Source organism: Streptomyces sp. NPDC090077 (assembly GCF_044747545.1).
Taxonomy (GTDB): domain Bacteria; phylum Actinomycetota; class Actinomycetes; order Streptomycetales; family Streptomycetaceae; genus Streptomyces.
In genome coordinates this window covers 47061-65413 of record NZ_JBIVEG010000016.1, presented here as the reverse complement: position 1 = coordinate 65413, position 18353 = coordinate 47061, and the positions used below count along the sequence as shown (strand labels likewise).

18 protein-coding genes are annotated in these 18353 nt (G+C 71.9%); 17 read left to right on the top strand and 1 reads right to left on the bottom strand.

What is annotated here, in order from left to right:
* The first annotated feature begins 5 nt into the window (after positions 1-5).
* The 9 genes from ACIPW5_RS24715 (at position 6) to nusB (ending at position 7267) form a co-directional block, all read left to right on the top strand.
* Complete coding sequence (locus ACIPW5_RS24715; protein ID WP_401248791.1) at positions 6-833, top strand: shikimate dehydrogenase; 828 nt, start codon at positions 6-8, stop codon at positions 831-833.
* Between the two features lie 187 nt (positions 834-1020).
* Complete coding sequence (aroC, locus tag ACIPW5_RS24710; RefSeq protein WP_401248788.1) at positions 1021-2205, top strand: chorismate synthase; 1185 nt, start codon at positions 1021-1023, stop codon at positions 2203-2205.
* Positions 2202-2720 carry a shikimate kinase gene (locus ACIPW5_RS24705; protein WP_401248785.1) on the top strand — a complete coding sequence of 173 codons (519 nt, stop codon included), beginning with the start codon at positions 2202-2204 and terminating at the stop codon, positions 2718-2720. The genes aroC and ACIPW5_RS24705 overlap by 4 nt, the downstream gene beginning before the upstream one ends.
* Complete coding sequence (gene aroB, locus ACIPW5_RS24700) at positions 2717-3808, top strand: 3-dehydroquinate synthase (RefSeq protein ID WP_401248782.1); 1092 nt, start codon at positions 2717-2719, stop codon at positions 3806-3808. Before ACIPW5_RS24705 ends, aroB begins: the two co-directional genes overlap by 4 nt.
* Positions 3805-4245 (top strand): type II 3-dehydroquinate dehydratase, encoded by a 441-nt coding sequence (gene aroQ, locus ACIPW5_RS24695; protein WP_007263037.1) that lies wholly within the window; start codon positions 3805-3807, stop codon positions 4243-4245. Before aroB ends, aroQ begins: the two co-directional genes overlap by 4 nt.
* Positions 4246-4291: 46 nt before the next feature.
* Complete coding sequence (locus ACIPW5_RS24690) at positions 4292-5023, top strand: AAA family ATPase (protein ID WP_401248779.1); 732 nt, start codon at positions 4292-4294, stop codon at positions 5021-5023.
* A gap of 77 nt (positions 5024-5100) precedes the next feature.
* The gene (locus tag ACIPW5_RS24685) at positions 5101-6207 is read left to right on the top strand and encodes an aminopeptidase P family protein (protein WP_401248776.1); all 1107 of its coding nucleotides are present in this window, start codon (positions 5101-5103) and stop codon (positions 6205-6207) included.
* Between the two features lie 59 nt (positions 6208-6266).
* Positions 6267-6833, top strand: a complete 567-nt coding sequence (efp, locus tag ACIPW5_RS24680; protein WP_401248773.1) for an elongation factor P — start codon at positions 6267-6269, stop codon at positions 6831-6833.
* A 2-nt stretch (positions 6834-6835) separates the two neighbouring features.
* The gene (nusB, locus tag ACIPW5_RS24675) at positions 6836-7267 is read left to right on the top strand and encodes a transcription antitermination factor NusB (protein ID WP_362472942.1); all 432 of its coding nucleotides are present in this window, start codon (positions 6836-6838) and stop codon (positions 7265-7267) included.
* Positions 7268-7460: 193 nt separating this feature from the next.
* Here the strand turns inward: nusB and bldD are convergent, their stop codons facing one another.
* Positions 7461-7961 carry a transcriptional regulator BldD gene (gene bldD, locus ACIPW5_RS24670; RefSeq protein ID WP_007263032.1) on the bottom strand — a complete coding sequence of 167 codons (501 nt, stop codon included), beginning with the start codon at positions 7959-7961 and terminating at the stop codon, positions 7461-7463.
* 249 nt (positions 7962-8210) lie between these two features.
* Between bldD and pyrR the strand changes: the two genes are divergently transcribed.
* The 8 genes from pyrR to pyrF all read left to right on the top strand — a co-directional run bounded on the left by pyrR (position 8211) and on the right by pyrF (position 18241).
* Positions 8211-8798, top strand: a complete 588-nt coding sequence (pyrR, locus tag ACIPW5_RS24665) for a bifunctional pyr operon transcriptional regulator/uracil phosphoribosyltransferase PyrR (RefSeq protein ID WP_401248770.1) — start codon at positions 8211-8213, stop codon at positions 8796-8798.
* A gap of 106 nt (positions 8799-8904) precedes the next feature.
* Positions 8905-9900 (top strand): aspartate carbamoyltransferase catalytic subunit, encoded by a 996-nt coding sequence (locus tag ACIPW5_RS24660; protein ID WP_401248767.1) that lies wholly within the window; start codon positions 8905-8907, stop codon positions 9898-9900.
* 2 nt (positions 9901-9902) lie between these two features.
* The gene (locus tag ACIPW5_RS24655) at positions 9903-11189 is read left to right on the top strand and encodes a dihydroorotase (RefSeq protein WP_401248765.1); all 1287 of its coding nucleotides are present in this window, start codon (positions 9903-9905) and stop codon (positions 11187-11189) included.
* Positions 11186-11767, top strand: a complete 582-nt coding sequence (locus ACIPW5_RS24650) for a hypothetical protein (RefSeq protein ID WP_401248762.1) — start codon at positions 11186-11188, stop codon at positions 11765-11767. Before ACIPW5_RS24655 ends, ACIPW5_RS24650 begins: the two co-directional genes overlap by 4 nt.
* Positions 11764-12912 (top strand): glutamine-hydrolyzing carbamoyl-phosphate synthase small subunit, encoded by a 1149-nt coding sequence (gene carA, locus ACIPW5_RS24645; RefSeq protein ID WP_401248759.1) that lies wholly within the window; start codon positions 11764-11766, stop codon positions 12910-12912. The genes ACIPW5_RS24650 and carA overlap by 4 nt, the downstream gene beginning before the upstream one ends.
* Complete coding sequence (carB, locus tag ACIPW5_RS24640) at positions 12905-16213, top strand: carbamoyl-phosphate synthase large subunit (RefSeq protein WP_401248756.1); 3309 nt, start codon at positions 12905-12907, stop codon at positions 16211-16213. Before carA ends, carB begins: the two co-directional genes overlap by 8 nt.
* Positions 16214-16292: 79 nt before the next feature.
* On the top strand, positions 16293-17402 hold the full coding sequence (locus ACIPW5_RS24635; RefSeq protein ID WP_401248754.1) for a quinone-dependent dihydroorotate dehydrogenase: 1110 nt from the start codon (positions 16293-16295) through the stop codon (positions 17400-17402).
* Positions 17399-18241, top strand: a complete 843-nt coding sequence (gene pyrF / locus ACIPW5_RS24630; protein WP_401248751.1) for an orotidine-5'-phosphate decarboxylase — start codon at positions 17399-17401, stop codon at positions 18239-18241. Before ACIPW5_RS24635 ends, pyrF begins: the two co-directional genes overlap by 4 nt.
* Positions 18242-18353: the final 112 nt, after the last annotated feature.

Sequence of the window (18353 nt, the reverse complement as noted above, 5' to 3'; positions counted from 1 at the left end):
AGGACATGTCACGGATACGGGCCGCGGTGCTGGGTTCGCCCATCGAGCACTCCCTCTCACCGGTGCTGCACCGCGCCGCGTACCGGGAGCTCGGCCTCGACGACTGGTCCTACGGCCGGTTCGAGATCGACGAGGCCGCGCTGCCCGCCTTCGTGGCCGGCCTCGGCCCCGAGTGGGCCGGGCTGTCGCTGACCATGCCGCTCAAGCGGGCGATCATCCCGCTGCTCGACGGGATCAGCGACACCGCCGCCTCCGTGGAGGCCGTCAACACGGTGGTGTTCACCGACGACGGCCGCCGCGTCGGCGACAACACCGACATCCCCGGGCTGATCGCCGCCCTGCACGAGCGCGGCGTCGAGAAGGTGCCCGCCGCCGCCATCCTCGGGGCGGGCGCCACCGCCTCCTCGGCGCTCGCCGCCCTCGCCCGGATCTGCACCGGCGAGGTCACCGCGTACGTCCGCTCGCGCGCCCGCGCCGACGAGATGCGCCAGTGGGGCGAGCGGCTCGGCGTGTCCGTCCGCACGGCCGACTGGTCCCGGGCGGCCGAGGCCCTGACGGCCCCCCTGGTCATCGCCACCACCCCGGCCGGAGCCACGGACGAGCTGGCCGGCGCCGTCCCGGAGGTGCCCGGCACCCTCTTCGACGTGCTCTACGACCCCTGGCCCACCGCCCTGGCCGCCGCCTGGTCCGGGCGCGGCGGCACCCTCCTGGGCGGCCTCGACCTGCTCGTCCACCAGGCCGTGCTCCAGGTCGAGCAGATGACCGGCCGCACCCCCGGCCCGCTCGCCGCCATGCGTGCCGCCGGCGAGGCGGCCCTGCACGCCCGCCACTGACGCCCCCGCGCATAGGGAACCGATAGCCGGACGCGGCACCATCGCCGCGTCCGGGCCCTCCGGGCCGTCCGTCAGCTGGACCGAGATCCGCGGGACGCCCCGGACGTGGGAGGATTCGGGTACGGCCCTCCGGTCCGCGCACCCGGACAGGCCGTCGCAGTGCCAGGCGCGAGCATGAGGAGCATCGTTGAGCAGGTTGCGTTGGCTGACCGCAGGAGAGTCGCACGGACCGGCACTGGTCGCGACGCTGGAGGGTCTTCCCGCCGGCGTCCCGGTCACCACCGAGCTGGTGGCCGACCACCTGGCGAGGCGACGGCTCGGCTATGGACGCGGCGCCCGCATGAAGTTCGAGCAGGACGAGATCACCTTCCTCGGCGGCGTCCGCCACGGGCTGTCCCAGGGCTCCCCGGTCGCGATCATGGTCGGCAACACCGAGTGGCCCAAGTGGGAGACGGTCATGTCGGCCGACCCGGTCGACCCCTCGCTGCTCAAGGAGACCGGCCGCAACGCGCCGCTGACCCGGCCCCGCCCCGGCCACGCCGACCTCGCGGGCATGCAGAAGTACGGCTTCGACGAGGCCCGGCCGATCCTGGAGCGCGCCAGCGCCCGTGAGACCGCCGCCCGCGTCGCCCTCGGCGCCGTCGCCCGCTCCTTCATCAAGGAGGTCGCGGGCATCGAGATCGTCTCGCACGTGGTGGAGCTGGCCGCGGCCAAGGCCCCCTACGGCGTCTACCCGACCCCCGCCGACGTCGAGAAGCTCGACGCCGACCCGGTGCGCTGCCTCGACGCCGACGCGTCGAAGGCGATGGTCGCGGAGATCGACCAGGCCCACAAGGACGGCGACACCCTCGGCGGCGTCGTCGAGGTCCTCGCGTACGGCGTGCCCGTCGGCCTCGGCTCCCACGTCCACTGGGACCGGCGTCTCGACGCCCGTCTCGCCGCCGCGCTCATGGGCATCCAGGCCATCAAGGGCGTCGAGGTCGGCGACGGCTTCGAGCTGGCCCGCGTGCCCGGCTCCCAGGCGCACGACGAGATCGTCTCCACCCCCGAGGGAATCAAGCGCACCTCCGGCCGCTCCGGCGGCACCGAGGGCGGCCTGACCACCGGCGAGCTGCTGCGCGTACGCGCCGCGATGAAGCCCATCGCGACCGTGCCGCGCGCCCTGGCCACCGTCGACGTCGCCACCGGCGAGGCCACGGTGGCCCACCACCAGCGCTCCGACGTCTGCGCCGTGCCCGCCGCGGGCATCGTCGCCGAGGCCATGGTCGCGCTGGTGCTGGCGGACGCCGTCGTCGAGAAGTTCGGCGGCGACTCGGTCGCCGAGACCCGCCGCAACGTGCAGTCCTACCTCGACAACCTGCAGATCCGGTGACGGGCGGCCCCCTGGTCGTCCTCGTCGGACCCATGGGTTCCGGCAAGTCCACGGTGGGCGGCCTGCTCGCCCGCCGGCTCGGCGTCCCCTACCGGGACACCGACGCGGACATCGTCGCGGCCCAGGGCCGGGAGATCTCCGACCTCTTCGTCGACGAGGGCGAGCCGTACTTCCGCGAGCTGGAGCGGGCGGCCGTCGCGGCCGCCGTCGCCGAGCACACCGGAGTCCTCGCCCTCGGCGGCGGCGCCGTCCTCGACGAGGGCACCCGCGCCCTGCTGGCCGGGCTGCCCGTCGCCTATCTGTCGATGGACGTCGAGGAGGCCGTGCGCCGCGTCGGGCTCGGCGCCGCCCGACCGCTGCTCGCCGTCAACCCGCGCCGCCAGTGGCGCGAGCTGATGGAGGCCAGGCGCCACCTGTACACCGAAGTCGCGCGCGTCGTCGTGGCCACCGACGACCGCACCCCCGAAGAGGTCGCCCAGGCGGTCCTCGACGCTCTGGAGTTGAAGGACGTATGACAGACCAGGTGACGCGGATCAACGTCGGCGCCAGCGCCGGACACGACGCGTACGACGTGCTGGTCGGCCGGCAGCTGCTCGGCGAGCTCGGCACCCTGATCGGTACGAAGGCCCAGCGGGTCGCCGTGATCCACCCCGAGGCGCTCGCCGAGACCGGTGAGGCGCTCCGCGCGGACCTCGCGGACCAGGGCTACGAGGCGATCGCCATCCAGGTGCCGAACGCCGAGGAGGCCAAGACCGTCGAGGTGGCCGCGTACTGCTGGAAGGCGCTCGGCCAGTCCAACTTCACCCGCACCGACGTGATCGTCGGCGTGGGCGGCGGCGCCACCACCGACCTGGCGGGCTTCGTCGCGGCCAGCTGGCTGCGCGGGGTGCGCTGGATCGCCGTCCCGACCACCGTCCTCGCGATGGTCGACGCGGCCGTCGGCGGCAAGACCGGCATCAACACCGCCGAGGGCAAGAACCTCGTCGGGGCCTTCCACCCGCCGGCCGGGGTGCTCTGCGACCTCGCCGCGCTGGAGTCGCTGCCGGTCAACGACTACGTCAGCGGCCTCGCCGAGATCATCAAGGCCGGGTTCATCTCCGACCCGGTGATCCTCGACCTGATCGAGGAGGACCCGGCGGCGGCCCGTACGCCCGCCGGCCCCCACACGGCCGAGCTGATCGTCCGCTCCATCCAGGTCAAGGCCGACGTGGTCTCCAGCGACCTCAAGGAGTCGGGGCTGCGGGAGATCCTCAACTACGGCCACACCCTCGCGCACGCCATCGAGAAGAACGAGCGCTACAAGTGGCGGCACGGCGCGGCGGTCTCTGTCGGCATGGTCTTCGCGGCCGAACTCGGCCGGCTGGCCGGGCGGCTCGACGACGCCACGGCCGACCGGCACAAGGCGGTGCTGGCCTCGGTGGGCCTGCCGCTGACCTACCGCGGCGACCAGTGGACCAAGCTGCTCCAGACCATGCAGGTCGACAAGAAGTCCCGCGGCAACCTGCTGCGCTTCATCGTCCTGGACGGCCTGGCCAAGCCCACCGTGCTGGAGGGCCCGGACCCGGCGCACCTGGTCGCCGCCTACGGCGAGGTCTCCGCGTGAGCCGCCGGGTGCTGGTCCTGAACGGCCCGAACCTGGGCCGGCTCGGGTCCCGCGAGCCCGACGTGTACGGGGCCACCTCGTACGCGGGCCTCGTGGAGAGCTGCACCGCCCTGGGCGCGGAGCTCGGCTTCGACGTGGAGGTCCGCGAGACCAACGACGAGGGCGAGCTGGTGCGCTGGCTGCACGAGGCGGCGGACGGCAAGATCCCGGTCGTCATCAACCCGGGTGCCTTCACGCACTACTCGTACGCCATGCGGGACGCGGCAGCGCAGCGCACCGCCCCGCTGATCGAGGTGCACATCTCCAACCCGTACGCCCGGGAGGAGTTCCGGCACACCTCGGTCATCGCGGCCGTGGCCACCGGTACCGTCGCGGGCTTCGGGCTGGGCTCCTACCGGCTGGCGCTGCGTGCGCTGGCGGAAGAAGTCACGGCCTGAGATAACGTTCTCGCATCAGTCGCCTGAACGAGACGGAGTGGCGCGGATGCAGCACGGAGTGGGGGCCTGGGGTCCGCCGGGACAGCACCCGGCGGTTCCCCCGCAGCCGCCGATACCCCCTGCGCAGGGCTGGCCGGTGGTGCCGGTCCCCGACGCGACGGGGCACATCCCGCTGCCTCCCGCCGCGGCCCCCGCGGCGGCGCCCGCGCCCGGCACCGGCGGGGCCGTCCTCGCGGTCCTGCTCATCGGCCCGGCCGGCGCCGGCAAGACGACCGTGGCCCGGCACTGGGCGGGCACCCGCCCGGTGCCGACCGCGCACATCAGCCTGGACGACGTCCGCGAATGGGTCTGTTCGGGCTTCGCGGACCCGCAGGCCGGCTGGAACGAGCACTCCGAGGCCCAGTACCGCCTCGCCCGCCGCACCTGCGGCTTCGCCGCCCGCAACTTCCTGGCGAACGGCATCTCCTGCATCCTCGACGACGCCGTCTTCCCCGACCGGCCCGTGGTGGGCCTCGGCGGCTGGAAGCGCCACGTGGGGCCCGCCCTGCTGCCGGTGGTGCTGCTGCCCGGCCTGGACGTGGTCCTCGACCGCAACGCGGCCCGCTCCGGCAACCGCCGGCTCTCCGACGAGGAGGTCGCCCGCATCCACGGCCGGATGGCGGGCTGGTACGGCTCCGGGCTGCCGATCATCGACAACTCCCACCTCGACGTCGAGGGCACCGCACGGGCCCTGGACGAGGCGCTCGCGCGGGCGCTGACCAGCCCGCCCCGCTGGTAGGAACCCGAAGGGGCGTCCGGCCCCGTCCGGACGCGCTCGCCGGGCCGGATGCGCGGGGCGCTCGTAGGCTCGAAGACATGTCAGACGTGTACGGGGCCCGCAGGGGCCTGCTCCGCGAGCGCTGCGCCGCCGCGGGCAACTCCGCCGCACTGGTCACGCGTCCGGCGAACGTCCGCTACCTCGCCGGGGCGTCCCCGCTGGGCGCAGTCCTGCTGGTCGGGCCCGCCGAGGACGTGCTGTTCTGCCCCGGGGCGCCCACCGGCGAGGCCGAGGAGGGGCGGCTCGACGAGGGGCTGCGGGTGTCCGTGCTCCCGGCCCCCGGCGCCGATCCGGCCGTGGCCGCCGCCGACCTGGCCGCGGCGGGCCGGGCCGATTCCCTCGCCGTCGAGGAGCACCACCTCACCGTCGGCCGGCACCGGGCCGTGCACTCGGTCGCGCCCCGGCTGCGGCTGGCCGACCTGGGGACGGCCGTGGAGCAGCAGCGGCTGGTGAAGGACGAGGAGGAGATCGCCTGTCTGCGGATCGCCGCCGAGATCGCCGACCAGGCCCTCGGCGAGCTGCTGGAGTCGATCCTCGTCGGCCGCACCGAACGCCACCTGGCCCTGGAGCTGGAGCGCCGGCTCGTCGACCACGGCGCGGACGGCCCGGCGTTCCCGACCTCCGTGGGTACCGGCCCGCACTCGGGCCGCTCCCGGCACCGGCCCTCCGACCGGCGGGTGGAGGAGGGCGACTTCCTCTCCGTCTGCCTGGGCGCCAACTACCGGGGCTACCGCTGCGAGATCGGCCGGACCTTCGTGATCGGCACCACTCCGGCCGACTGGCAGATCGAGCTGTACGACCTGGTCTTCGCCGCCCAGAGGGCGGGCCGGCAGGCCCTGCTGCCCGGTGCCGCGTACCGGGAGGTGGACCACGCGGCGCGTTCCGTACTGGACTCGGCGGGGCACGGTGAGGCCCTGGCGGGATGGATGGGACACGGGGTCGGTCTCGAAATCGACGAGGACCCGCAGCTTGCACCTACGGCAATGGGTAAACTGGACGCTTGCGTGCCGGTCACCGTCGAACCGGGGGTTCACCTCCCCGGCCGGGGAGGTGTCCGGATCGATGACACGCTCGTCGTGCGCCCCGAGGCGGACGGCGGTCCCGAGCTACTCACCATTACGACCAAGGAGCTGCTCGCGCTCTAGTCCGTACCGCCGGACCGTGCGCGCATCCGTGGTCTTCCAGTGCAGGAGATTCCGCAACCGTGGCTTCCACGAACGACCTCAAGAACGGCATGGTGCTCAAGCTCGACGGTGACCAGCTCTGGTCCGTCGTCGAGTTCCAGCACGTCAAGCCCGGCAAGGGCCCGGCCTTCGTGCGCACCAAGCTCAAGCACGTGCTCTCCGGCAAGGTCGTCGACAAGACCTTCAACGCCGGCACGAAGGTCGAGACCGCCACGATCGACCGTCGTGACATGCAGTTCTCGTACATGGACGGCGACTACTTCGTCTTCATGGACATGACGGACTACGACCAGCTGATGGTCGACCGCAAGACCGTCGGCGACGCCGCCAACTTCCTCATCGAGGGCTTCACCGCCTCCGTGGCCAAGCACGAGGGCGAGGTGCTCTACGTCGAGCTCCCGGCCGCCGTCGAGCTGACCATCGAGCACACCGACCCGGGCGTCCAGGGCGACCGCTCCACCGGCGGCACCAAGCCCGCCAAGCTGGAGACCGGCCACGAGATCCAGGTCCCGCTCTTCGTCACCACGGGCGAGAAGATCAAGGTCGACACCCGTACCTCCGCCTACCTCGGCCGGGTGAACGGCTAACCGTGGCTGCCCGGAGCAACGCGCGCAAGCGCGCCTTCCAGATCCTCTTCGAGGCCGACCAGCGCGGCGTGCCCGTGCGCGAGGTCCTCGCGGACTGGATCCGCCACTCGCGGTCGGACGACCGGCAGCCGCCGGTCAACGCCTTCACGATGGACCTCGTCGAGGGCTACGCCGACAAGGTGAAGCGCATCGACGACCTGATCGTCACCTACGCCGTGGACTGGGAGCTCGACCGCATGCCGGTCGCCGACCGGAACATCCTGCGGCTGGGTGCCTACGAGCTGATCTGGGTGGACGAGACCCCTGACGTCGTGGCGATCGACGAGGCCGTGCAGCTGGCCAAGGAGTTCTCCACGGACGACTCGCCCGCGTTCGTGAACGGCCTGCTGGCCCGCTTCAAGGACCTGAAGCCGAGCCTGCGCCGGGGCGAATGACCCGGAGCCGGACGGCTGAGCGGAGGGCCCGCGGCGCGATGGCGCCACGGGCCCTCCGCCGTTCTCCGGCCGCCGTGCGGCCCCCGAGGGGGTTTCTGTCGGCCGGCCGACGAAAAACCGGCGGGTGCCGGCGCCCTGGGGCACCGGCACCCGCCGGTAACGTTTCTGCTGAGCCGGGACGGCTCTCCTGGGACTAGATGTCCTCGTGGGCCACCGCGCGACGCGCGTCGGCATCCAGGACGCCCCAGCTGATGAGCTGCTCGGTCAGGACCGAGGGGGACTGGTCGTAGATGACCGCCAGGGTCCGCAGGTCGTCCTGGCGGATCGACAGCACCTTGCCGTTGTAGTCGCCGCGCTGGCTCTGGATCGTGGCCGCGTAGCGCTGGAGCGGGCCGGCCTTCTCGGCGGGGACGCCCGCCAGGCGCTCCAGGTCGAGGCGCAGCTTCGGCGGCGGCTCGGCCGCACCGCCGGGGGTCGTGCCCGGCAGCAGTTCCTGGACCGGAACCCCGTAGAAGTCCGCCAGCTCGGCGAGGCGCTGGACGGTCACGGCGCGGTCCCCGCGCTCGTAGGAACCGACCACCACGGCCTTCCAACGGCCCTGGGACTTCTCCTCGACACCGTGGAGGGAAAGGCCCTGCTGGGTGCGGATGGCGCGGAGCTTGGCCCCGAGCTGTTTGGCGTATTCGCTGGACATAACGCTCCCGGACGCTGTGACGCTGTGACTACATGGAGACCATGCGGCTCCGCCGCGCGGCTGGTAACTCACTGTGAGGTTACGCAGCGTTACTTGGATGCGTCAAGCCGAATGCTCTTGCACGCCCTCTTACGAGGGGCGCCGCCGACCCCCGGTGCGAGGACCACCGCCCGCCCCTGGTACCGTGGGCGGCGTACATCAGACGTCCTTTAAGGTCCGTCCCGTGAGGCGGAGAAGGAGGTCCACTTCATGGACAGCACGACTTCCCAGGTCTCGGCCGACGAGGAAATGCGCCCCGTTCTGGAGGCGCAGGACATCGCCCGGGTCCTCACCCGTATCGCCCACGAGATCGTCGAACGCGCCAAGGGCGCCGACGACGTGGTGCTCCTCGGCATCCCCACCCGCGGTGTGTACCTGGCCCGCCGGCTGGCGGCCAAGCTGGAGGAGATCACCGGGACGAAGATCCCGGTCGGGTCCCTCGACATCACCATGTACCGCGACGACCTGCGCCTGAAGCCCGCCCGGGCGATCGGCCGCACCGAGATCCCCGGCGACGGCATCGACGGCCGCCTGGTGGTCCTCCTCGACGACGTCCTCTTCTCCGGCCGCACCATCCGTGCCGCCCTCGACGCGCTCGGCGCCATCGGCCGGCCCCGCGCCGTCCAGCTCGCGGTCCTCGTCGACCGCGGCCACCGCGAACTCCCGATCCGCGCCGACTACGTGGGCAAGAACCTGCCCACCTCGCTGCGCGAGACCGTCAAGGTCCAGCTCCAGGAGGAGGACGGCCGCGACGCCGTGCTGCTCGGCCAGCGGACCGCCCAGGCAGCAGGGCAGTAACCCCCTCACGCGTACGGGACCCCGCCCGGGGCCCGTACCGGGTTCCGCCCTGCCCGCACACCCGTCAGCACCGCCTGCCTGCCCTCCCGACTTACGGAGCACCCAGATGAAGCGCCACCTCATCTCGGCCGCCGACCTCACGCGCGACGACGCCGTCCTGATCCTCGACACCGCCGAGGAGATGGCCCGGGTCGCCGACCGGCCGATCAAGAAGCTGCCCACCCTGCGCGGCCTCACCATCTGCAACCTGTTCTTCGAGGACTCGACCCGTACCCGGATCTCCTTCGAAGCCGCCGAGAAGCGCCTCTCCGCCGACGTCATCAACTTCGCGGCCAAGGGCTCCAGCGTCTCCAAGGGCGAGTCCCTCAAGGACACCGCCCAGACGCTGGAGGCCATGGGCGTCGACGCCGTGGTCATCCGCCACCACGCCTCCGGTGCCCCCTACCGGCTGGCCACCTCCGGCTGGATCGACGCCCCCGTCATCAACGCGGGCGACGGCACCCACGAGCACCCCACCCAGGCCCTGCTCGACGCGTTCACCATGCGCCGCCGCCTGGTCGGCCGCGACGCCGGCCTCGGCAAGGACCTGAACGGCCGCCGCATCACCATCGTCGGCGACGTCCTGCACAGTCGCGTGGCCCGCTCCAACGTCCACCTGCTGCACACCCTCGGCGCCGAGGTCACCCTGGTGGCCCCGCCGACCCTGGTGCCGGTCGGCGTCGGGACCTGGCCCTGCGAGGTCTCGTACAGCCTCGACGAGGTGCTGCCGAAGTCCGACGCGGTCATGATGCTGCGTGTGCAGCGAGAGCGGATGAACGCCGCCTTCTTCCCGACCGAGCGCGAGTACTCCCGGCGCTACGGCCTGGACGGCGCCCGCATGGCGAAGATGCCCGAGCACGCCATCGTCATGCACCCCGGCCCCATGGTCCGCGGCATGGAGATCACGGCCGAGGTCGCCGACTCCGACCGCTGCACGGTCGTGGAGCAGGTCGCCAACGGCGTCTCGATCCGCATGGCCGTCCTCTACCTGCTGCTCGGCGGCTCCGAGCCCGCCGTCACCACCCCTGCCGCCCCCGCCGCCCGCACCGAGGAGAACAAGTAACCATGAGCAAGATCCTTATCCGCGGCGCGAAGGTCCTCGGCGGCGAGGCGCAGGACGTCCTGATCGACGGCGAGACCATCGCCGAGGTCGGCACCGGCCTGTCGGCCGAGGGCGCGACCGTCATCGAGGCCGAGGGGCAGATCCTCCTCCCGGGCCTCGTCGACCTCCACACCCACCTGCGCGAGCCCGGCCGCGAGGACTCCGAAACCGTCCTCACCGGCACCCGCGCCGCCGCCTCCGGCGGCTACACGGCCGTCTTCGCCATGGCCAACACCTTCCCGGTCGCCGACACCGCCGGCGTCGTCGAGCAGGTCTGGCGCCTGGGCAAGGAGTCCGGCTACTGCGACGTGCAGCCCATCGGCGCCGTCACCGTCGGCCTGGAGGGCAAGAAGCTCTCCGAGCTGGGCGCCATGCACGAGTCCGCCGCCCGCGTCACCGTCTTCTCCGACGACGGCAAGTGCGTGGACGACGCCGTGATCATGCGCCGCGCCCTGGAGTACGTGAAGGCCTTCGGCGGCGTTGTCGCCCAGCACGCCCAGGAGCCCCGCCTTACCGAGGGCGCCCAGATGAACGAGGGCATCGTCTCGGCCGAGCTGGGACTGGGCGGCTGGCCGGCCGTCGCCGAGGAGTCGATCATCGCCCGCGACGTCCTGCTCGCCGAGCACGTCGGCTCCCGCGTGCACATCTGCCACCTCTCCACCGCCGGCTCCGTCGAGATCGTCCGCTGGGCCAAGTCCCGCGGCATCGACGTCACCGCCGAGGTCACCCCGCACCACCTGCTCCTCACCGACGAGCTCGTGCGCTCGTACAACCCGGTCTACAAGGTCAACCCGCCGCTGCGCACCGAGCGCGACGTGATGGCCCTGCGCGAGGCGCTCGCCGACGGCACGATCGACATCGTCGCCACCGACCACGCCCCGCACCCGCACGAGGACAAGGACTGCGAGTGGGCCGCCGCCGCCATGGGCATGGTGGGCCTGGAGACCGCGCTCTCCGTCGTCCAGCAGACGATGGTGGAGACCGGGCTGCTCGACTGGGCGGGCGTCGCGGAGCGCATGTCGCACGCCCCGGCGCGCATCGGCGGCCTCGCCGGGCACGGCCGGCCCGTCTCGGCAGGTGAACCCGCGAACCTGACCTTGGTCGAGACCTCGTACCGTGGTGTCGTGGACCCCGCACACTTCGCCTCCCGCAGCCGCAACACGCCCTACGAGGGCCGCGAGCTGCCGGGACGCGTCACTCACACCTTCCTGCGGGGCCGGGCAACGGTCGTGGACGGGAAACTGGCGTGACACCTGCAGTGATCCAACTGGCCGCCGAGGCCGCCGAACGACAGTCGGCGGAGGTGACGGACTGGGGCGCCCGCATCGCGTGGGTGGCCGGTCTGCTCGTCTTCATCGCGTTCGTGTACTGGCTGATGCGGCAGGGCTGGAAATGGCGCGGCGCTCTGCAGAACGATCTGCCCGAGCTGCCCGCCGCCCCCGGCGGCCTCCCCGAGCACCGGCTGGCCCTGACCGGCCGGTACCACGGGTCCACCACCGCCGGGCAGTGGCTCGACCGGATCGTCGCCCACGGGCTCGGAGTCCGCAGCCGGGTCGAGCTCACCCTCACCGACGCGGGCCTCGACGTGGTCCGTCCGGGGGCAACCGACTTCTTCGTACCGGCCGCGCAGCTGCGCGGCGCCCGCCTCGACAAGGGAATCGCGGGCAAGGTACTCACCGAGGGCGGTCTGCTCGTCGTCACATGGGCGCACGGCGACAAGCTGATCGACTCCGGATTCCGCTCCGACCGGGCCGCCGAACACGCGGCCTGGGTGGAAGCGATCAACCTCATGAACTCAACCACCACGACGGAAGGCGCCGAACGATGACGACCTCCACCAGGGGAGCAGCCAAAGCTCCCGCCGTACTCGTCCTGGAGGACGGTCGGATCTTCCGCGGCCGCGCCTACGGCGCCGTGGGGGAGACCTTCGGCGAGGCCGTGTTCTCCACCGGCATGACCGGCTACCAGGAGACCCTCACCGACCCGTCGTACCACCGCCAGGTCGTCGTGATGACCGCCCCCCACGTGGGCAACACCGGCGTCAACGACGAGGACCCCGAGTCCTCCCGCATCTGGGTCGCCGGCTACGTCGTCCGCGACCCCGCGCGCGTCCCCTCCAACTGGCGCTCGCAGCGCTCGCTGGACGAGGAGCTCGTCAAGCAGGGCGTCGTCGGCATCAGCGGCATCGACACCCGCGCCCTGACCCGCCACCTGCGTGAGCGCGGCGCCATGCGCGTCGGCATCTTCTCGGGCGAGGCCTGGGCGGGCATCCGCGAGGAGGCCCTGATCGCGAAGGTCTGCTCGCAGCCCCTGATGAAGGGCGCGAACCTCTCCGCCGAGGTCGCCACCCAGGAGGCGTACGTCGTCCCCGCGATCGGCGAGAAGAAGTTCACCGTCGCCGCCGTGGACCTCGGCATCAAGGGCATGACCCCGCACCGGATGGCCGAGCGCGGCATCGAGGTGCACGTGCTGCCCGCCGCCTCCACGGTCGAGGACATCTACGCCGTCTCCCCGGACGGGGTGTTCTTCTCCAACGGCCCCGGCGACCCGGCCACCGCCGACCACGCCGTCTCCGTCATGCAGGGCGTCCTGGAGCGCAAGACCCCGCTCTTCGGTATCTGCTTCGGCAACCAGATCCTGGGCCGCGCGCTCGGCTTCGGCACCTACAAGCTGAAGTACGGCCACCGCGGCATCAACCAGCCGGTCCAGGACCGCACCACCGGCAAGGTCGAGATCACCGCGCACAACCACGGCTTCGCCGTCGACGCGCCCCTCGACAAGGTGTCCGAGACCCCCTACGGCCGCGCCGAGGTCTCGCACGTCTGCCTCAACGACAACGTCGTGGAGGGCCTCCAGCTGCTCGACCAGCCGGCCTTCTCCGTCCAGTACCACCCCGAGGCCGCCGCGGGTCCGCACGACGCCGCGTACCTCTTCGACCGCTTCACCGCCCTGATGGAGGCCGAGCGTGCCTAAGCGCACCGATATCCAGTCCGTCCTGGTCATCGGCTCCGGCCCGATCGTCATCGGCCAGGCCGCGGAGTTCGACTACTCCGGCACCCAGGCCTGCCGCATCCTCAAGGCCGAGGGCCTGCGGGTCATCCTGGTGAACTCCAACCCCGCGACGATCATGACCGACCCGGAGATCGCCGACGCCACGTACGTCGAGCCGATCACCCCCGAGTTCGTCGAGAAGATCATCGCCAAGGAGCGCCCCGACGCGCTGCTCCCGACCCTCGGCGGCCAGACGGCCCTCAACACCGCCATCTCCATGCACGAGCAGGGTGTGCTGGAGAAGTACGGCGTCGAGCTCATCGGCGCCAACGTCGAGGCCATCAACAAGGGCGAGGACCGCGACCTCTTCAAGGGCGTCGTCGAGGCCGTCAAGGCCAAGATCGGCTACGGCGAGTCCGCCCGCTCGGTCATCTGCCACTCGATGGACGACGTCATCAAGGGCGTCGACACCCTCGGCGGCTACCCCGTCGTCGTCCGCCCCTCCTTCACCATGGGCGGCGCCGGCTCCGGCTTCGCCCACGACGAGGACGAGCTGCGCCGCATCGCCGGCCAGGGCCTCACGCTCTCCCCGACCACCGAGGTGCTCCTGGAGGAGTCCATCCTCGGCTGGAAGGAGTACGAGCTGGAGCTGATGCGCGACACCAAGGACAACGTGGTCGTCGTCTGCTCCATCGAGAACTTCGACCCGATGGGCGTGCACACCGGTGACTCGATCACCGTCGCCCCGTCGATGACCCTCACCGACCGCGAGTACCAGCGGCTGCGCGACATCGGCATCGCGATCATCCGCGAGGTCGGCGTCGACACCGGCGGCTGCAACATCCAGTTCGCGATCAACCCGGACGACGGCCGCGTCATCGTCATCGAGATGAACCCGCGCGTGTCCCGTTCGTCGGCGCTCGCGTCGAAGGCCACCGGCTTCCCGATCGCCAAGATCGCCGCCAAGCTGGCCATCGGCTACACGCTGGACGAGGTCCCGAACGACATCACCGAGCAGACCCCGGCCTCCTTCGAGCCGACCCTCGACTACGTCGTCGTCAAGGCCCCGCGCTTCGCCTTCGAGAAGTTCCCGGCCGCCGACGCCACCCTCACCACCACCATGAAGTCGGTGGGCGAGGCCATGGCCATCGGCCGCAACTTCACCGAGGCCCTCCAGAAGGCCCTGCGCTCCCTGGAGAAGAAGGGCTCCCAGTTCACCTTCGTCGGGGACCCCGGCGACAAGGAGGAGCTGCTGGCCACCGCGGTCCGCCCGACCGACGGCCGCATCAACACGGTCATGCAGGCCATCCGCGCCGGCGCCACCCAGGAAGAGGTCTTCGAGTCCACGAAGATCGACCCCTGGTTCGTCGACCAGCTCTTCCTGATCAAGGAGATCGCGGACGAGCTGGCCGCCGCCGAGAAGCTCCACCCCGAGCTGCTCGCCGAGGCCAAGCGCCACGGCTTCTCGGACGCCCAGATCGCCGAGATCCGCGGCCTGCGCGAGGACGTCGTCCGCGAGGTCCGCCACGCCCTCGGCGTCCGCCCGGTCTACAAGACGGTCGACACCTGCGCCGCCGAGTTCGCCGCGAAGACCCCGTACTTCTACTCGTCCTACGACGAGGAGTCCGAGGTCGCGCTGCGCACCAAGCCCGCGGTGATCATCCTGGGCTCCGGCCCGAACCGCATCGGCCAGGGCATCGAGTTCGACTACTCCTGCGTCCACGCCTCCTTCGCCCTCAGCGACGCCGGCTACGAGACCGTGATGGTCAACTGCAACCCCGAGACCGTCTCCACGGACTACGACACCTCCGACCGCCTGTACTTCGAGCCGCTGACGCTGGAAGACGTGCTGGAGATCGTCCACGCCGAGTCCCTCGCCGGCCCGATCGCCGGCGTCGTCGTCCAGCTCGGCGGCCAGACCCCCCTCGGTCTCGCCCAGGCGCTCAAGGACAACGGCGTGCCCGTGGTCGGCACCTCCCCGGAGGCCATCCACGCCGCCGAGGACCGCGGCGCCTTCGGCCAGGTCCTCGCCGACGCCGGCCTGCCCGCCCCCAAGCACGGCACCGCCACCACCTTCGCGGGTGCGAAGGCGATCGCCGACGAGATCGGCTACCCGGTCCTCGTCCGCCCGTCCTACGTGCTCGGCGGCCGCGGCATGGAGATCGTCTACGACGAGACCCGCCTGGAGTCGTACATCGCGGAGTCCACGGAGATCTCCCCGACCCGCCCCGTGCTGGTCGACCGCTTCCTCGACGACGCGATCGAGATCGACGTCGACGCCCTCTACGACGGCACCGAGCTCTACCTCGGCGGCGTCATGGAGCACATCGAGGAAGCCGGCATCCACTCCGGCGACTCGGCCTGCGCCCTGCCCCCGATCACCCTCGGCGGCCACGACATCAAGCGCCTGCGCACCTCCACCGAGGCCATCGCCAAGGGCGTCGGCGTGCGCGGCCTGATCAACATCCAGTTCGCGATGGCGGGGGACATCCTCTACGTCCTGGAGGCCAACCCGCGCGCCTCCCGGACCGTCCCCTTCACCTCGAAGGCGACCGCCGTCCCGCTCGCGAAGGCCGCCGCCCGCATCTCGCTCGGCGCCACCATCGCCGAGCTGCGCGCCGAGGGCATGCTGCCCAAGGCCGGCGACGGCGGCACCCTGCCGCTGGACGCGCCGATCTCCGTCAAGGAGGCCGTGATGCCGTGGTCGCGCTTCCGCGACATCCACGGTCGCGGCGTGGACACCGTCCTCGGCCCGGAGATGCGCTCCACCGGCGAGGTCATGGGCATCGACTCGGTCTTCGGCACGGCGTACGCCAAGTCGCAGGCCGGCGCCTACGGCCCGCTGCCGACCAAGGGCCGCGCGTTCATCTCCGTCGCCAACCGCGACAAGCGCACGATGATCTTCCCGGCCCGCGAGCTCGTCGCCCACGGCTTCGAGCTGCTCGCCACCTCCGGCACCGCCGAGGTGCTGCGCCGCAACGGCATCAACGCCACCGTCGTGCGCAAGCTCAGCGAGGGCGAGGGCCCGGACGGCGAGAAGACCATCGTCCAGCTCATCCACGACGGCCAGGTCGACCTGATCGTCAACACCCCGTACGGCACCGGCGGCCGCCTCGACGGCTACGAGATCCGTACGGCCGCCGTGGCGCGCAGCGTCCCGTGCCTGACCACGGTCCAGGCGCTCGCCGCCGCCGTGCAGGGCATCGACGCGCTCAACCACGGTGGCGTCGGCGTGCGCTCCCTCCAGGAGCACGCGGAGCACCTGAACGCCGCCCGCGACTAGCAGCCCGTACGAGAGGGGGGCACCGGCCACAGTGACCGGTGTCCCCCCTTTCATGAGGACGTAAGGGATATTTCGGACGATGTACAAGCTGTTCTTCAACCTCGTCTTCAAGCGGATGGACCCCGAGCAGGCCCACTACGCCGCCTTCCGGTGGATCCGCCTCGCCTCCGCCACCCCGGTGCTGCGCACCTTCGCCGCCGCCGCCCTCGCACCCCGGTACGAGTCCCTGCGCACCGAGGCCCTCGGCCTGCGGATGCACGGCCCCTTCGGGCTCGCGGCCGGCTTCGACAAGAACGCCGTCGCCATCGACGGCATGTCGATGCTCGGCTTCGACCACGTGGAGATCGGCACGGTCACCGGCCAGGCGCAGCCCGGCAACCCCAAGAAGCGGCTCTTCCGCCTGGTCCCGGACCGGGCCCTGATCAACCGCATGGGCTTCAACAACGAGGGCTCCGAGGCCGTGGCGGCCCGCCTGGCCGCCCGCAACCCGGTCTTCAGGACCGTCGTGGGCGTCAACATCGGCAAGACCAAGGTCGTGCCGGAGGCCGAGGCCGCCGCCGACTACGTGGTCTCCACCGAGCGCCTGGCCCGCCACGCCGACTACCTGGTCGTCAACGTCTCCTCGCCGAACACCCCGGGCCTGCGCAACCTCCAGGCCACCGAGTCCCTGCGGCCGCTGCTGACCGCCGTGCGCGAGGCGGCGGACCGCTCGGTCACCGACCGCCGCGTCCCGCTGCTGGTCAAGATCGCCCCGGACCTCGCGGACGAGGACGTCGACGCGGTCGCCGACCTCGCCCTGGAGCTGGGCCTGGACGGCATCATCGCCACCAACACCACCATCGCCCGCGAGGGCCTGGGCCTGAAGTCCGACCCGGCCCTGGTCAAGGAGACCGGCGGACTGTCCGGCGCCCCGGTCAAGGAGCGCTCCCTGGAGGTCCTGCGCCGCCTGTACGCGCGCGTGGGCGACCGGCTGGTCCTGGTGGGCGTCGGCGGCATCGAGAACGCCGAGGACGCCTGGCAGCGCATCCTGGCGGGCGCCACGCTGATCCAGGGCTACAGCGCCTTCATCTACGAGGGCCCGTTCTACGCCCGCGCCATCCACAAGGGCCTGGCCGCGCGCCTGGCCGCCAGCCCGTACGCGACCCTGGCCGAGGCCGTGGGCGCCGAGACCCGAAAGGCCGCGCTGTGAGCCCTGTGACCCCCTTCGGAAGCCGTCTGCGCGCCGCCATGGACGCCCGGGGCCCCCTGTGCGTGGGGATCGACCCGCACGCCGCCCTGCTGGCCTCCTGGGGCCTGTCGGACGACATCGCCGGTCTGGAGCGGTTCTCCCGCACGGTGGTCGAGGCCCTGGCCGACTCCGTCGCCGTCTTCAAGCCGCAGGCCGCCTTCTTCGAGCGCTTCGGCTCGAAGGGCGTCGCCGTGCTGGAGCGGACCGTCGCCGACGCCCGCGCCGCCGGGAGCCTGGTGGTCATGGACGCCAAGCGCGGCGACATCGGCTCCACGATGGCCGCCTACGCCTCGGCCTTCCTGGACCCGTCCTCCCCGCTCTTCTCGGACGCCCTGACGGTCTCCCCGTACCTCGGCTACGGCTCGCTCGCCCCGGCCGTGGAGCTGGCCCGGGAGTCGGGCGCCGGCCTCTTCGTGCTGGCCCTGACCTCCAACCCGGAGGGCGCGGAGGTCCAGCGCGCGGTCCGCGAGGACGGCCGCTCCATCGGCGCGACCATGCTGGCCCACCTGGCGGCGGAGAACGCGGGCGCCGAGCCCATGGGCTCCTTCGGTGCGGTGGTGGGCGCCACGCTGGGCGACCTCTCCTCCTTCGACCTGGACATCAACGGCCCGCTGCTGGCCCCCGGCATCGGTGCCCAGGGCGCGACCGCGGCCGACCTCCCGGCGGTCTTCGGCGCGGCGGTCGCCAACGTGGTCCCGAACGTCTCGCGGGGGGTCCTGAAGCACGGTCCGGACGCGGCCGCCCTGCGCTCCTCCGCGAAGCGCTTCGCGGACGAGGTGCGGGAGGCCGTCGCGGGCTGATCCCGGGGCGCCGGACCGGCGCGTGCACACGCGATCTCGAAAATCGAACGTCTTTCCCCGGACAAAACCGGGGTGATATGTCTGTGATGTACGGTTCAGTGGAGGCTGACCA

Excerpts from the sequence above, each read along its gene's own strand:
- ACIPW5_RS24715 (WP_401248791.1), top strand. The coding sequence starts at position 6 with ATGTCACGGATACGGGCCGCGGTGCTGGGTTCGCCCATCGAGCACTCC.
- aroB (WP_401248782.1), top strand. The coding sequence starts at position 2,717 with ATGACAGACCAGGTGACGCGGATCAACGTCGGCGCCAGCGCCGGACAC.
- ACIPW5_RS24690 (WP_401248779.1), top strand. The coding sequence starts at position 4,292 with ATGCAGCACGGAGTGGGGGCCTGGGGTCCGCCGGGACAGCACCCGGCG.
- ACIPW5_RS24685 (WP_401248776.1), top strand. The coding sequence starts at position 5,101 with ATGTCAGACGTGTACGGGGCCCGCAGGGGCCTGCTCCGCGAGCGCTGC.
- bldD (WP_007263032.1), bottom strand. The coding sequence starts at position 7,961 with ATGTCCAGCGAATACGCCAAACAGCTCGGGGCCAAGCTCCGCGCCATC.
- pyrR (WP_401248770.1), top strand. The coding sequence starts at position 8,211 with ATGGACAGCACGACTTCCCAGGTCTCGGCCGACGAGGAAATGCGCCCC.
- ACIPW5_RS24660 (WP_401248767.1), top strand. The coding sequence starts at position 8,905 with ATGAAGCGCCACCTCATCTCGGCCGCCGACCTCACGCGCGACGACGCC.
- ACIPW5_RS24655 (WP_401248765.1), top strand. The coding sequence starts at position 9,903 with ATGAGCAAGATCCTTATCCGCGGCGCGAAGGTCCTCGGCGGCGAGGCG.
- carA (WP_401248759.1), top strand. The coding sequence starts at position 11,764 with ATGACGACCTCCACCAGGGGAGCAGCCAAAGCTCCCGCCGTACTCGTC.
- ACIPW5_RS24635 (WP_401248754.1), top strand. The coding sequence starts at position 16,293 with ATGTACAAGCTGTTCTTCAACCTCGTCTTCAAGCGGATGGACCCCGAG.